Raw genomic sequence first — 14,989 nt, 5'->3', positions numbered from 1 at the left:
AACCCGGCATATCGTCAGCTTGTCGGTTCCAGTTGCGCGTCCCGGCGGACCAGGGCCGCGTAGCGTCCGTCGAGCTCCAGCAGCTCCTGGTGCGTACCGCGTTCGGCCGGCCGCCCGGAGTCGAGGACCACAATCTGGTCGGCCCCGCGCACGGTGGACAGGCGGTGCGCGATGGTCAAGGTCGTCCGGTTGGCGGACAGGGCGTCGATGGCCTCCTGCACGGCGGCCTCCGTACGGGTGTCCAGGGCACTGGTGGCCTCGTCGAGGATGAGGACCGGCGGGTCGCGCAGGATGGTCCGGGCGATCGCCAGGCGCTGCTTCTCGCCGCCGGAGAACCGGTGGCCGCGCTCGCCGACGACCGTGTCGTAGCCGTCGGGCAGGGCGGCGATGTGGTCGTGGATCTGCGCCGCCTTCGCCGCCGCCCGCAGTTCGTCGTCGGTGGCGTCCGGCTTGGCGAAGCGGAGGTTCTCGGCGACCGAGGCGTGGAAGAGGTACGTCTCCTGGGAGACGACGCCGACCGCGCGGGCGAGGGTGTCGAAGTCGAGGTCGCGCACGTCGACGCCATCGATGGTGACGCGGCCGCCCGTGACGTCGTAGAGCCGGGGCACCAGGTAGCCGAGGGTGGACTTGCCGGCGCCGGTCGGGCCGACGATCGCGAGGCTGCTGCCGGCGGGCACGGTGACGTCGATGCCCTCCAGGATCGGGCCGCTCTTGTCGTCGTAGCGGAAGTCGACGTCCTCGAAGCGGACCTCTCCCTTGACGCGGTCGAGGTGGATCGGGCGCTCGCGCTCGGTGATGTCGATCGGCAGGTCCAGGTACTCGAAGATGCGCTGGAACAGCGCGAGCGAGGTCTGGATCTGCACACCGGTGGACAGCAGGCTGACGGTCGGCCGGAACAGTCCCTGCTGGAGCGAGACGAAGGCGACGATCGTGCCGATGGAGACCTGGGGTCCGCCGAACTGAAGGGCCACTCCCGCGGTCCAGTAGATGACGGCGGGCAGGGCGGCCATGACGATCGTGATGACGGCCATGCGCCAGCGCCCGGCCATGTTCGACCTCACCTCGAGGTCGACCAGGCCTTCCGACTCCGCGCTGAAGGAGTCGGTCAACGAGGCCGAGCGGCCCATCGTGCGGCCGAGCAGGATGCCGCTGACGGAGAGGGATTCGGTGACCGTGGCGGCGATCGCGGCCATCTGCTTCTGCCGCTGGGTGGTGATCTTCTTGCGCTCGTTGCCGACGCGGCGACTGATCCACACGAACACCGGGAGCAGCAACAGCGAGACGACGGTGAGCCGCCAGTCGAGGGCGACCATCGCGACGATGGTGGCGACCACGCTGGTGACGTTGGAGACGAGCGAGGTGGCGGTGGAGGTGACGGTGGCCTGCATGCCGCCGATGTCGTTGGCGATGCGGGACTGCACCTCGCCGGTACGGGTCCGGGTGAAGAAGGCCAGGGACATGCGCTGCAGCCGCCCGTAGACGGCGGTGCGCAGGTCGTGCATGACCCGCTGGCCGACGGTCGTGGAGATCAGTGTCTGCAGCACGCCGAAGACGCTCGTGAGGACGGCGCTGAGGATCATGCCGAGGGCGAGCAGGCTCAGCAGGCCGGTGCGGCCCTGCGGGATCGCGACGTCGAGAGTCTCCTTCAGCAGGAACGGCGTGGCGACGGAGACCAGCGAGGCGGCTCCCACCAGCAGGCCGACGATCGCGAGACGCCCCCGGTAGGGGCGGAAGAGGCGCAGGATCCGGCGGACCTGCCGCGGCTGCTCCCCGGCGTCGGCGGGTGGGGTCCAGATGGGTTGATGGTCGGGATGCATGGGCTCCTACGGGGGTGGGTGGGTGCCGGCCCGCAGGTGCGGCCGACGTCGACCACCCGATCCTAGCTCACTGTTACCTATGCTCACAATGAACGAGGTCCTGGTATTGTTCCCGCATGACCACCCCCGACGCCGACGGCCTTCTCGCCGAGCAGCTGCTGCGGCTCACCCGCCGGGTGCACCGCATCCAGAAGCGGCACCTCGAACAGCACGCCCTGGGCATCACGCCGGCCCAGTCCCGGCTGCTGCGCACCCTGGCACACTTCGGCGAGCCGCCCCGCATGGCGGATCTCGCCGAGTCCCTGGAGGTCGTGCCCCGCGCGGTGACCACACTCGTGGACGGCCTCGAGGCGAACGGCAAGGTGCGCCGGGCCCCCGATCCGGCCAACCGCAGGGTCATCCGCATCGAGCTCACCGACGACGGACGCAAGGCCCTGGGTGAGCTGCGCCACGCCCGGCGGGCCGCCGCGGAGGAGATCCTGGCGCCCCTGACGGGTGAGCAGCGCGAGACGCTCGGCGGACTGCTGGATACGCTGGTGGGCACGGTGCCCGCCCAGGGGCGCGGCCGCTGAACCGTACCTTCGGCGCGTCAACGCCGATCCGAGCAGGGCACGTTGACGCCGGGAGCGAGGAGAGCGCGGGGCGGCTTGCGCACACGGTGCTCGCTCACCGGCCACCCGGCCGATGCGGCGGCTACAACCGCAGGTTGGCCTTGTCCCCCATGACGATGACGGGCTTGCCCTTCGGATCGAGCCTGCGGAGCAGGTGCTCCATCGCGGACTCCGGAACACTCACGCAGCCCAGCGTGCCGTCACCGTGGTCCAGGTGCAGCCAGATACCGCCGCCCTTGCTCTGGCCCATCGGACGGGTCGGATCGTCCGGACGAGTGCCACGCAGGCGGTTGTAGTCGATGGCGATGACGTAGTCGAAGTCGTGCCAGTGCGCTTCGTCCCCGGAGAAGGGGGAGATGAAGGCGTTCTCGTCCTGGGTGTACGGGAGCCGGGTGCCGGGGTCGTCGAGGACGCCGCCGGCGTCGGAGAGCGTGAACACTCCCACCGGGCTGCGCTCGTCGTTCTCCCAGTGGTCGACCGCCCAGCCGCGCTTGCCGTTGTGGGCCGGCCAACTCCCTTGCGGCTCCCACTCGGTGCCGTACTTCTCGTAGAGAACGAGCGTGGAGTCGGGGGAGGTCTCGTGGTCGCCGAAGACCGCCACGATCTGCCGGGTGCCGATGGGGATCTGCTGCCACATGCGGTCCCCGATTCCCGGAACCCGGGACTGCACCACGGGTGTCCTGGGCCGGGCGGTCCCCGTCGGCCCGCCCGGCCTGGGTATGTCGCCGTAATGGCGGACCCCGTTGGACGTTCCGCCGCACGCGGCCAGCGCCGCCAGAAGGAAACCGCAGGTCGCCGCAGCGACCGTCGCACGCCTTGCACCGCGAGTCTGCATGTCCTCATCTTGACCAGGGGACACGACGTGATCTAGTCGAGATTGACCCAAATAGCCTTATCTCCTCATCATTGAGGCATTCCACTGTTCGACTCCTGGTCAGAGGCCCCTGGCACGTGGGCCGGAACACGGTGGGTCCCGGCATCCGACGGGTCGGGAGCGAAGCGGCCAATCCCGTTCCCCCGGTACGGAAAACCGCTTGCTTTCGACCACTTTGCGCGGCCAGGCTGTCACGGCTCGCCCGCCGCCCCGGCGGCAGCCTTCCGCCCCTGACACGAGCCACTGGGACGTCATGCAGATTCAAGACCTTCCGTATCCCGATCCGGGCGTGCCTGACGCACGCTCGGGTCCCCGACTCCTGTGGTGGCTGGGGCGGAACCAGCTGGGCGGGCAGATGAAGGCACTGGCGTGGGGACTGCTGCACTTCGCCTCCGTCTCCGCTCTCCCGTTCTGCGTCGGCCTCGCCATCCAGGCGGTCGTCGACCGTTCGGGTGCGCGGCTGGCCTTCGCCGGCGGGCTGCTGACGGTGGCTTGTGCCGGCAACGCGCTCGGCGACACCTACCTGCACCGCGCCGCGGTCACCAACTGGATCACCGCCGCCGCCCGCGTCCAGCAACTGCTCGCCCGCAAGGCCGCCGCGCTGGGCTCGGCGCTGACCCGGCGGGTGGCCGCCGGCGAGGTGGTCGCCGTGTCCACCGGTGATGTCGAGAAAATCGGCTGGTTCGTCGAGGCCGTCTCCCGGTTCACTGCGGCGGCCCTCACCATCGTGCTGGTCTGTGTCGCCCTGCTCGTCTACCAGCCCGCGCTGGGCGTGGTCGTCGCCGTGGGCCTGCCGGCGCTGGCTCTCGCGGTGCTGCCGCTGCTGCCCCGCGCGACCCGGCGTGCCGACGTGCAGCGCGAGAAGGCGGGCCGCGCCACCGAACTTGCCTCGGACACCGTCGCCGGACTGCGGGTGCTGCGCGGCATCGGCGGGGAGGAGTTGTTCCTCGACCGCTACCGGAGTGCCTCCCAGGAGGTGCGGCACGCGGCCGTCCGCAGTGCCCGCATGTGGTCCCTGATCGCCGCGATCCAGGTCCTGCTGCCGGGCCTGCTGCTGATCGGGGTTGTCTGGTACGGCGTGCACCTGGCCCGCGCGGGCCGGATCAGCGTGGGCGAACTCGTCACCGTCTACAGCTCCGTCATGGTCCTCACCTATCCGTTGCGGCACTTCGTCGAGATCGCCATGGCGTACTCCTTCTCCCGCCCGTCGGCCTCCCGGGCCGCCCGGGTGCTGTCCCTGGAACGGGCCACCGACGGGGCCGGGAAACGGGCACCCGTCGTGCCGTCAGGTGAACTGCACGACCCGGCGACCGGCCTTCGCGCACCGGCCGGACAACTCACCGCCGTGGTCTGCGGCGACCCGGACGCCGCGGGCCGGCTGGCGGAACGGCTGGGCGGCCACCCCACCGAGCCGGGCACCTCGGCTCTGCTCGGGGGTGTACCGCTGGACGAGTTGCCGCTCGACTCCGCACGCACGGCCGTCCTGGTCCAGGACAAGGACCCGGTGCTGCTGTCCGGATCGCTGCGCGCACTGCTCGACGTGCCCGCCTCGGGGAAGGTCGCCGCCCGGGAGGCGCTCTCCGCCGCCCAGTGCGACGACGTCCTGGACGCGCTCGCGCAATCGTCGCCGTCCGCCGAGGACCCGATGGACGTCCGGATCACCGAGCGCGGCCGGTCCCTCTCGGGCGGCCAGCGCCAGCGTCTGGCTCTGGCCCGGTCGCTGATCACCGACCCCGAGGTGCTCGTCCTGGACGAACCGACCTCCGCCGTCGACTCGCACACCGAGGCACGGATCGCGCAGGGCCTGCGCGATCTGCGGGCCGGACGCACCACGGTGGTGTTCACCTCCTCGCCGCTCCTCCTGGACCGTGCCGACCGGGTGGTGCTGGTCCATGAGGGCACGGTCGCCGCGGTCGGTGTGCACCGGGACCTGGTGCACACCGAACCCCGGTACCGCGCGGTGGTGACCCGGGAGACGGACGAGGAGCGCGCCGCGCACGTTCTGCTCGACGGCGGCGGCAGGCTGCGGGCCGCACCGGACCGCTCGCGGCACGACGCGCTGTTCGACGACGAGGCCGCTCGGCGGGACGCCACGGAAGAAACCCTGGAAGAGGACTTGGAAGAGGACCTGGACGGGGCCCTCGAAGAGATGGAGGAGACGGCATGATCGGCGTGGCGCCCCCTGCCTACGACCCGGCGGCCCCGACCACGGCCGACACCCTGCCCGTCGGCTCCACCGCGACCGTACGCTCCTATGTGAGCGAACTGCTGCGCCGGCACCGACGGGCCTTCGTCCTGCTCATCACCGTCAACACCGTCGCCGTGGTGGCCTCCATGGCCGGTCCATGGCTGCTGGGCGACCTGGTCGAACGGGTGGCGGACGACACCCGGGAGCTGCATCTGCCCCTCACCGCCGCGCTGTTCGTGCTCGCGTTGCTCGTCCAGGCGGTGTTCGTACGGGAAGTGCGGCTGCGCGGGGCGATGCTCGGCGAACGGATGCTGGCCGACCTGCGCGAGGACTTCCTCGTCCGGTCGGTGGGCCTGCCGCCGGGCGTGCTGGAGCGGGCGGGCACCGGCGACCTGCTCTCCCGTATCACCACCGACATCGACCGGCTCGCCAACGCGATGCGCGAGGCCGTGCCGCAGCTGGCGATCGGGGTCGTGTGGGTGGCGCTGCTGCTCGGCGGTCTGGTCCTGACCGCGCCGCCGCTCGCCGCGGCCGTGCTGCTGGCCGTGCCCCTGCTGGTGCTCGGCTGCCGCTGGTACTTCCGGCGGGCGCCGTCCGCCTACCGCTCCGAGGCCGCGGGCTACGCCGCCGTGGCCGCCGCGCTCACCGAGACCGTCGACGCCGGGCGCACCGTCGAGGCGCACCGTCTCGGCGAACGCCGCGTCGCGCTGTCGGAACTCCGGATCACGCAATGGACCGCGTGGGAACGCTACACACTCTGGCTGCGGTCGGTGCTCTTCCCGGTAGTCAACGTCACCCACGTCACCGTGCTCGCCTCGGTGCTCATGGTCGGTGGCGTGTTCGTCCTGCGGGGCTGGATCGGGGTCGGCCAGCTGACGACGGGCGCCCTCATCGCGCAGATGCTGGTCGACCCGGTGGGGCTGATCCTGCGCTGGTACGACGAGTTGCAGGTGGCTCAGGTGTCGCTGGCCCGGCTCGTCGGGGTGCGCGACATCGAGCCGGACGCCGGGGACGACTCCCTGGCCCCCACCGGCCGGGACGTGGACGCGGACCGGGTGCACTTCGGCTACCTGGAGGGCGTCGACGTCCTGCGCGAGGTCTCCCTGAAGGTCGCCCCGGGCACGCGGCTGGCCCTGGTCGGCCCGTCCGGCGCCGGAAAGTCCACGCTGGGCCGGCTGCTCGCCGGGATCTACGCGCCCCGGGACGGCCGGATCGCGCTCGGCGGCGCCGAACTGTCCCGGATGCCCGCCGAACGCGTCCGCTCCCATGTCGCCCTCGTCAACCAGGAGCACCACGTCTTCGTGGGCTCCCTGCGCGACAACCTGCGGCTCGCCCGCACGGACGCCGTCGACGCGGAGCTGTGGGCGGCGCTGGGCGCGGTCGACGCGGACGGCTGGGCTCGTGCCCTCGACGACGGTCTGGACACCGAGGTCGGCTCCGGCGGTCTGGCCCTCACCCCGGCCCAGGCCCAGCAGATCGCCCTGGCCCGGCTGGTCCTGGCCGATCCGCACACACTGGTCCTGGACGAGGCGACCTCGCTGCTCGACCCGCGTGCGGCCCGGCATCTGGAGCGGTCCCTGGCCCGCGTCCTGGACGGCCGCACGGTCGTAGCCATCGCCCACCGGCTCCACACGGCCCACGACGCCGACGTCATCGCGGTGGTCGAGAACGGCCGTATCAGCGAGCTGGGCAGCCACGACGAACTCGTCACGGCGAACGGCGCCTACGCGGCGCTGTGGCGGTCCTGGCACGGGTGACGGCACGGTTCCTCCGCGCCCGCGAGCCCCGCGGCCGGCCCGTGCCGAGGAACGCGAGCCGCCTCGTCGTACGGCCTGCGGGTCGCGGGCTCGGCCGTCGGGGGTAACGAGTCCGGGGGGCGGCGCGGGGAGGGGTGCGATGTCGGGCGCGGGCGCCGGGGCTGGCGGAGCCGGTGGGGCCGGCAGGGCCAGCAGGGGCGGAGGGGCCGGTGGGGCCGGTGGGGCCGGTGGGGCCGGTGGGGCCAGCACGGGCGGAGGGGCCGGCGAGGCCGACTCCAGCGCGGTGGCCTGAGCGGCGACGGAAGCGGTGGCCGACGCGGCGGCGGACGCGGTTGCCGGGACCGGCAGGGTCTCGCCGGGGACCTGCTGGGTCAGCGGGAGCTGCTGGATCACCGGGGCCGGCTTCGGCGCGGTGACCGATGCGGCGATGGACACGGTGACCGGCGCAGTCGTCGGGACCGGCTTCGGCGCGAGGACCGATGCAGTCACCGGGGCCGGCTTCGGCGCGAGGACCCTTGTGGTACCGGGCCCTGTGACCGGGATGGGCCCGGGCCGGGACCGGTGGTGGACAGGGCATCGGCCGGGCGTGACGGCCGGTGCCGTTGCGCGGTGCCGAACAGCGGTGGAAGGCTGGGAAGCGGAAACGGCTCGGGGAGCGCCCGGGAACCGTGCGGTTCGTGCCGGGTGCCGGCTGCGCCCCGCGCACCGGCGGCCGCACACCGGCCGCGGAGAGAACGGGCCCGTCCCCACCACCTGGAGGTACCCGTGGACAGCGCCGACGGATGGGGAGACGACGTCTACCAGCCCGACGACTCCGAGGTCAGGGAGGACACGGGCGTGCTCGACCCGGAGGACACTCTGGTGTACGACGGTGTCGACGACCCTCTGGACCGTGGCTGGTCGCCTCCGGAGCGGCCGTGGGCCGTGGAGCACACCGGCGTGACCGCCGCGGAGCGCCGGCAGGGCGAAACCCTGGACCAGCGCCTCGCCGAGGAGCTGCCCGAACCGCCCGCCTGGGACGGCGACGACATGGGCGACTGCGAGGACACCGACGGGGAACTCCTGGACAACGAGGTCGGCACCGCCCGCTCCGGCCGTCTCGTCGCCCCCGACGAGGGAGCGCACGAGGACGACGAGAGCGCCCTGGTCGCCACCGACGTGGGCATCGACGGCGCGGCCGCCTCCGCCGAGGAGGCCGCGATGCACGTCGTCGACGAGGAGACCCCGTAGGTCTGCCTCGGCCGCCCGCGTGCCGTCGCCCTCTCCTTTGCCTCCCCCGCCGCACCAGGAGCACCCATGCAGCAGGACAAGCACCCCGACTACCACCCCGTCGTCTTCCGGGACCGCGCCGCCGGTTACGCCTTCCTCACCCGGTCCACCGCGACCAGTGAGCAGGCCATCGAGTGGGACGACGGCGCGACCTACCCGGTCGTGGACGTGGAGATCTCCTCGGAGAGCCACCCGTTCTACACCGGCAAGGCCCGCACGGTGGACTCGGAGGGCCGCGTCGCCCGGTTCGAGCGGCGTTACGGTGGCGGGCAGGGCCCGGGAGGCGACGGGGCCGCCTGACCGGCGACCGGCGGTGGACTGAGCTGCCCGGCCGGATGCCGCGCGGGACCCGCGCGACGGGCGGGACCGGAAGCCTGTCGGCGCCCCCGGGTGCTGTGGACCGGGAGCGCTGCCGAACCGGTCCCTCAGTTGAAGTTCAGCGCGACCGCGCAGCCCACTCCGCCGAGCACCATGAACGCCGGCATCAGCACCTTGAGCTCGACCCAGCTGCCCGCCCGGAACCGCATCGCCTTCGGCGGACCGATGGGGTACCAGCGCTTGCGGCCCACCGGTATCGGCCACAGGATGGGGCACCCGGAGACGGTCAGCGCGTCGCCGATGTCGTGCATCAGCGCGCCCAGCACGATCGGCAGGCCCAGCCACAGGTACTCCTGGCCCGGAGCGGTGAACAGCCAGTCCGATCCGTTGCCGGGCTGGTCGAGGATGTCCGCCAGTATCCAGGCGCTGGTCGCGGCCAGCAGCCAGACCAGGACCGCGCTGCTGGAGCCGCGGGCCGCCCGCCACAGCAGGCCCTCGATGGCCAGCACCATGTGCACGAAGAGAATGGCCAGCACCGCCCAGCGGCCCCCGGTGATCGCCAGCACGGAGGTGCCCGCCCCGATCAGCACCGCCCACAGCCAGGTGTGCGTCAGCGTCCGGTGCCCACCGGAACGGCGCGGGTCGCCCTTCATCCGCGTCGCCTTGTAGACGGTGTAGGACAGCTTGTCGACGATCTCGCACAGCGCGTGCGAGACCGGTCCGAAGGCTCTCGAGATGGTGGCGGCCTTGTGGTCCAGGTCCGGAGCGAGCGCGGCCCCGGCGCAGATCAGCGCACCGACCAGCAGCACCGGCCAGGGCATCGGGTGCCCGGCCGCGGCGACCGCGGCTCCGACGCCGAGCCAGGCCGCCGCGCCCGACAGTGAGTGTGCTGGTCCCATCATGGCAGTTGCCCGCCCCATTCCTCTTGCGCCGCTGTCCAGTTGACCCGGTGTGCCGATGTCCTGTCGGCGACACAGCGTAGCGGTCGTGATCTTCGGTCCGGCATCCGATTCCCGTCTCGGCCGGAGTGCCAGGCAAGATGGGGGCGTGACCCTCATCGATCAGCTCCCGCCGACCGCCGACCCCGACGCCCTGTACGAGGCCTTCAAATCCTGGGCGCAGGAGCGCGGTCTCACGCTCTATCCCCACCAGGAGGAGGCGCTGATCGAGGCGGTCTCCGGAGCCAACGTGATCGTGTCGACGCCCACCGGGTCCGGCAAGAGCATGATCGCCGCGGGCGCTCACTTCGCCGCGCTGGCCAGGGACGAGGTCACCTTCTACACGGCGCCGATCAAAGCGCTGGTGTCGGAGAAGTTCTTCGAGCTGTGCAAACTGTTCGGCACCGAGAATGTCGGTATGCTCACCGGCGACGCCTCCGTGAACGCCGACGCGCCCGTCATCTGCTGCACGGCGGAGGTCCTCGCGTCGATCGCGCTGCGCGACGGCAAGGACGCCGACGTCGGCCAGGTCGTCATGGACGAGTTCCACTTCTACGCGGAGCCCGACCGGGGCTGGGCCTGGCAGATTCCCCTGCTGGAACTTCCACAGGCACAGTTCGTCCTGATGTCGGCCACGCTCGGCGACGTCTCCTTCTTCGAGAAGGACCTCACCCGTCGCACCGGGCGCCCCACCGCGGTGGTCCGTTCGGCGACCCGCCCGGTTCCCCTCTCCTACGAGTACCGGCGCACACCGCTCACCGAGACGCTCACCGACCTGCTGCAGACTCGCCAGGCGCCGGTCTACATCGTCCACTTCACCCAGGCCCAGGCCGTGGAGCGGGCGCAGGCGCTGATGAGCATCAACATGTGCTCGCGGGAGGAGAAGGATCAGATCGCCGAGCTGATCGGCAACTTCCGCTTCACCACCAAGTTCGGCCGCAACCTCTCCCGCTACGTCCGGCACGGCATCGGCGTCCACCACGCCGGCATGCTGCCCAAGTACCGGCGTCTGGTGGAGAAGCTGGCGCAGGCCGGTCTGCTGAAGGTGATCTGCGGTACGGACACGCTCGGCGTGGGCGTCAACGTGCCGATCCGTACGGTGCTGTTCACCGCGTTGACCAAGTACGACGGCAGCCGCGTACGCACCCTGCGCGCCCGTGAGTTCCACCAGATCGCCGGCCGGGCCGGCCGCGCGGGCTTCGACACCGAGGGCTTCGTCGCCGCGCAGGCCCCCGAGCACGTCATCGAGAACGACAAGGCCCTCGCCAAAGCGGGCGACGACCCGAAGAAGCGCCGCAAGGTCGTCCGCAAGAAGGCACCCGAGGGCTTCGTCGGCTGGACGGACAACACCTTCGACAAGCTCATCGACTCCGAGCCGGAGCCACTGACCTCCCGTTTCCGCGTGACGCACACGATGCTGCTGTCGGTGATCGCACGGCCCGGCAACGCCTTCGAGGCGATGCGGCACCTGCTGGAGGACAACCACGAGCCGCGCAAGCAGCAACTGAGGCACATCCGGCGGGCGATCGCCATCTACCGCTCGCTGCTGGACGGCGGCATCGTGGAGAAGCTCGACCGGCCGGACGCCGAGGGCCGTATCGTCCGGCTCACGGTCGATCTCCAGCAGGACTTCGCGCTCAACCAGCCGCTGTCCACCTTCGCGCTCGCCGCGTTCGAGCTGCTGGACCCCGAGTCGCCGTCCTACGCACTGGACATGGTGTCCGTCGTGGAGTCCACGCTGGACGACCCGCGGCAGATCCTCGCCGCCCAGCAGAACAAGGCGCGTGGCGAGGCTGTGGCCGCGATGAAGGCGGACGGTGTCGAGTACGAGGAGCGCATGGAGCGTCTCCAGGAGGTCACGTACCCCAAGCCGCTGGAAGAGCTGCTCTTCCACGCGTACAACACCTACCGCAAGAGCCACCCCTGGGTGGGCGACCACCCGCTGTCGCCGAAGTCCGTGATCCGCGACATGTACGAACGGGCCCTGTCGTTCACGGAGTTGGTTTCCTACTACGAGCTGGCCCGCACCGAGGGCATTGTGCTGCGCTACCTGGCCAGCGCGTACAAGGCTCTGGAGCACACCGTCCCGGACGACCTGAAGTCCGAGGACCTTCAGGACCTGATCGCCTGGCTCGGCGAGATGGTGCGCCAGGTCGACTCCAGCCTGCTGGACGAGTGGGAGCAACTGGCCAACCCGGAGGAGATGACCGCCGAGGAGGCCCAGGAGAAGGCCGACCAGGTCAAGCCGGTCACCTCCAACGCGCGCGCGTTCCGCGTCCTGGTCCGCAACGCCATGTTCCGCCGCGTCGAACTCGCCGCCCTCGACCAGGTCCGGGAGCTGGGCGAGATGGACGCCGATTCCGGCTGGGACGCCGAGGCCTGGGGCGAGGCGATGGACAAGTACTGGGACGAGTACGACGACCTCGGTACCGGTCCCGACGCCCGCGGCCCCAAGCTGCTGGTGATCAAGGAAGAGCCGCAGAACGGGCTGTGGCGCGTGCGGCAGATCTTCGACGACCCCGCCGACGACCACGACTGGGGCATCAGCGCCGAAGTCGATCTCGCCGCATCCGACGCCGAGGGCCGCGCGGTCGTCCGTGTGACCGACGTCGGTCAGTTGTGAGCCGACGTCGACCCGTTCTGAACCCAGGAGTCTCCCACCCATGACGAACCCGGCCGAAAGGCTCGTCGACCTGCTCGACCTGGAGCAGATAGAAGTCAACATCTTCCGCGGCCGCAGTCCGCAGGAATCCCTCCAGAGGGTCTTCGGCGGCCAGGTGGCCGGCCAGGCGCTGGTCGCCGCCGGACGCACCACGGACGGCGAGCGCCCGGTCCATTCGCTGCACGCGTACTTCCTCCGGCCGGGCCGGCCAGGGGTTCCGATCGTGTACCAGGTGGAGCGGGTACGCGACGGGCGGTCCTTCACCACCCGCCGGGTCACCGCGGTGCAGCAGGGCCGGACGATCTTCAATCTGACCGCCTCCTTCCACAAGCCTGAACAAGGGAGCTTCGAGCACCAGCTGCCGCCGGCTCGCGAGATCCCGGAGCCGGAGTCCCTGCCGAGGGTCGCGGACGAGATCCGGGAGCATCTGGGCACACTGCCGGAGCAGTTGGAGCGCATGGCACGGCGCCAGCCGTTCGACATCCGGTATGTGGACCGGCTGCGCTGGAGCGTCGAGGACGTCAAGGAGGCAGAACCGCGCAGCGCCGTGTGGATGCGCGCGGTGGGGCCGCTCGGTGACGACCCGCTCGTGCACACCTGCGCGCTGACCTACGCCAGTGACATGACCTTGCTCGACGCGGTGCGCATCCCGGTCGAGCCGCTGTGGGGGCCTCGGGGCTTCGACATGGCGTCGCTGGACCACGCCATGTGGTTCCACCGGCCGTTCCGTGCGGACGAGTGGTTCCTGTACGACCAGGAGTCGCCGATCGCGGTGGGCGGCCGGGGTCTGGCACGCGGGCGCATCTACAACGTCGAGGGGCAACTGATCGTGTCCGTCGTCCAGGAGGGGCTGTTCCGCAACCTGGGCTGACCTGTTCTGCTGCTGCGTCGCGCACTGAGCGGCGGCCGCCGTCAGGGCCGGCCAGAGTCGTATTGCTTGCCGGACCGCGCCGCCTCACCGTGCGGCGGGCATCGGTCTACTTCTGCAGAGACCCCACCGGTGCCAGCAGGTGCGGGAGTCATGCTCCATGAGCCGGGCCAAGCGCCGGTTCAGCGCGCGGATTTGCACGGTCAGCTGTAAAGCAGGGCAGGTGGCGGGCTTCAGGACCGCCGGTTGGCCGGAGGGGTGAGCTTGCCCCAATTCAGAGCTTCGGGGCTCGGGCATCTGGAGTTGCAGAAGCCGGGAGGTCTCCAGCACGCGTGCCACGGCGGCGGCGACGACATCGGCCGGCGTCTCATGTCGAAGGACATGTGATAGCCACGCAACTTGGCCGTACCGGTGACAGCGATCTTCCAACCCTCGCCGTCGGTGCCAGGGCGGCCGAGCGGAAACCAGCCGAGGTAGAAACGGCCGTCCTGTGGAGAATCCAGGGCTCACGGGAGCCACGGTCACGAGATGACGCCTCTCTGACCTGGGGGTTTTCGGGAAGGTCGTCTACGTTGACATGATCCTGGACACGGTGGCCAGTCTTTCGTGGATCTTTCCTGTCTGCCCCCGGCGAACTGCGACGCCCCCTCGCGGCGTGGCAGACCCTCCACAAGGCCGGCAAGCGGTCACGCTGGTGCGGATGGCGTCCAACTCGTCTGCTCGGGGCCCTGCTTGGTGGCCAGCGCTCCTGGAGACACCCCGCCTGACGCTCGGTCCGGTCACAGCGGAAGACCTGCCGTCCATCGAGCGCCTGTGGCGGGACGAGCGCGTACGCCGCTTCCTTGGAGGCCCGGTGACCGAGGACAAGATCGCAGTCCGGCATCGGCGGCTCCCCGGGACGCCGGGGGCGTTCGCCGTGAAGGACCGCCCGAAAGCACAGCTCGTCGGGATGGTCACCATCGGCCGGACTCGCCCCGAGGTGGCACGGAGGTCTCGTACACGTTCCTATCGGAGTGGTGGGAGCGGGGCCTGGGCCGAGAAGCTGTCGCTGCCGCGGTGGAATGGGCTCGCGATCCACCGGGCGGGAATCCAGTGGTGGCGGTGACGCAGAGCGCGAACACGGGCTCACGGCGCCTACTGGAGGCGATTGGCATGGTTGCAGGCGCTGAGGTGGTCGAGTACGGCGAGCCGCAGACGGTATATCGCCTCCTCTCACCAGCGCACATGCGCCAGAAATCGAACACATGATGCAATAGCAGGTACGATGCCTTGCTTTCCCGGAGGACCTGATCGCCGCGCAGTTGTCCTGTGCCGACGCACCTTGAGCGCGTGCCAACGAAGCCTGAGCGGCTCTGGTCGAGCGCCTGCGCGCCGGCTCTCTCCGGTTGCCGTTGGCGTGTGCTCAGCGCTTTCTGGAAGAGCGGGTGGAACGGCCCGCTCTTCCAGGAGGAGCGCACCATGGCGCAACCGGCAAGTCGGCCAACGATCAGCGCTGAGCAGTTCAGCCGAGTGTGTGACGAGATCAGGAGCACGGCGGCGCCCGAGAAGGATGCTCAGTCCATCCGGGACTGTGCTCTGCGCATCGCGCAGACCCTGGGCCTGGCTCTATCCACGGATGACCTGAGCAGGCTCCTCACCGAACTCATGGCCCCCAGGGTGGCCCCGCCCCCAGGGAGCCCTCGGTACA

At 70.8% G+C, this 14,989-nt stretch carries 11 protein-coding genes and 1 pseudogene; 8 read left to right on the top strand and 4 right to left on the bottom strand.

Features of this window, described 5'->3' with window-relative positions; translation table 11 throughout:
* Positions 1–14 precede the first annotated feature (14 nt).
* Positions 15–1,817, bottom strand: coding sequence for an ABC transporter ATP-binding protein (locus TNCT6_RS28630; protein WP_141363575.1), 1,803 nt, complete (start codon positions 1,815–1,817; stop codon positions 15–17).
* Between the two features lie 116 nt (positions 1,818–1,933).
* Here TNCT6_RS28630 and TNCT6_RS28625 point away from each other — a divergent pair, with 116 nt between their 5' ends.
* On the top strand, positions 1,934–2,389 hold the full coding sequence (locus tag TNCT6_RS28625; protein WP_141363573.1) for a MarR family winged helix-turn-helix transcriptional regulator: 456 nt from the start codon (positions 1,934–1,936) through the stop codon (positions 2,387–2,389).
* A gap of 121 nt (positions 2,390–2,510) precedes the next feature.
* Here TNCT6_RS28625 and TNCT6_RS28620 read toward each other — a convergent pair whose 3' ends face one another.
* The gene (locus tag TNCT6_RS28620) at positions 2,511–3,065 is read right to left on the bottom strand and encodes a L,D-transpeptidase family protein (RefSeq protein WP_308789475.1); all 555 of its coding nucleotides are present in this window, start codon (positions 3,063–3,065) and stop codon (positions 2,511–2,513) included.
* A gap of 490 nt (positions 3,066–3,555) precedes the next feature.
* Between TNCT6_RS28620 and TNCT6_RS28615 the strand changes: the two genes are divergently transcribed.
* The 4 genes from TNCT6_RS28615 (at position 3,556) to TNCT6_RS28595 (ending at position 8,816) form a co-directional block, all read left to right on the top strand.
* On the top strand, positions 3,556–5,469 hold the full coding sequence (locus tag TNCT6_RS28615) for an ABC transporter ATP-binding protein (RefSeq protein ID WP_141363569.1): 1,914 nt from the start codon (positions 3,556–3,558) through the stop codon (positions 5,467–5,469).
* Positions 5,466–7,247 (top strand): ABC transporter ATP-binding protein, encoded by a 1,782-nt coding sequence (locus TNCT6_RS28610; protein WP_141363567.1) that lies wholly within the window; start codon positions 5,466–5,468, stop codon positions 7,245–7,247. The genes TNCT6_RS28615 and TNCT6_RS28610 overlap by 4 nt, the downstream gene beginning before the upstream one ends.
* Before the next feature lie 765 nt (positions 7,248–8,012).
* The gene (locus TNCT6_RS28600) at positions 8,013–8,477 is read left to right on the top strand and encodes a DUF5709 domain-containing protein (RefSeq protein ID WP_141363563.1); all 465 of its coding nucleotides are present in this window, start codon (positions 8,013–8,015) and stop codon (positions 8,475–8,477) included.
* A gap of 66 nt (positions 8,478–8,543) precedes the next feature.
* Entirely contained in the window at positions 8,544–8,816 is a 273-nt protein-coding gene (locus TNCT6_RS28595) for a type B 50S ribosomal protein L31 (protein WP_141363561.1), read from the top strand.
* A gap of 125 nt (positions 8,817–8,941) precedes the next feature.
* On the opposite strand, the gene TNCT6_RS28590 is transcribed toward TNCT6_RS28595, so the two are convergent.
* Complete coding sequence (locus tag TNCT6_RS28590) at positions 8,942–9,736, bottom strand: metal-dependent hydrolase (protein WP_141363559.1); 795 nt, start codon at positions 9,734–9,736, stop codon at positions 8,942–8,944.
* Between the two features lie 145 nt (positions 9,737–9,881).
* On the opposite strand from TNCT6_RS28590, the gene TNCT6_RS28585 reads away from it, so the two are divergent.
* On the top strand, positions 9,882–12,395 hold the full coding sequence (locus tag TNCT6_RS28585) for an RNA helicase (protein ID WP_172633066.1): 2,514 nt from the start codon (positions 9,882–9,884) through the stop codon (positions 12,393–12,395).
* Positions 12,396–12,435: 40 nt separating this feature from the next.
* Positions 12,436–13,305: an acyl-CoA thioesterase II gene (locus TNCT6_RS28580; protein WP_141363557.1), complete on the top strand. Its 870-nt coding sequence runs from the start codon at positions 12,436–12,438 to the stop codon at positions 13,303–13,305.
* 309 nt (positions 13,306–13,614) lie between these two features.
* Here TNCT6_RS28580 and TNCT6_RS41115 read toward each other — a convergent pair.
* Positions 13,615–13,799: pseudogene (locus tag TNCT6_RS41115) on the bottom strand (DUF317 domain-containing protein); the annotation flags it as partial.
* Positions 13,800–13,908: 109 nt separating this feature from the next.
* Between TNCT6_RS41115 and TNCT6_RS42135 the strand changes: the two are divergent.
* Positions 13,909–14,550: a GNAT family N-acetyltransferase gene (locus TNCT6_RS42135; RefSeq protein WP_141363555.1), complete on the top strand. Its 642-nt coding sequence runs from the start codon at positions 13,909–13,911 to the stop codon at positions 14,548–14,550.
* Positions 14,551–14,989 lie beyond the last annotated feature (439 nt).

Source organism: Streptomyces sp. 6-11-2, assembly GCF_006540305.1.
Taxonomy (GTDB): Bacteria; Actinomycetota; Actinomycetes; order Streptomycetales; family Streptomycetaceae; genus Streptomyces.
This window is presented reverse-complemented; position numbering and strand designations above follow the sequence as displayed.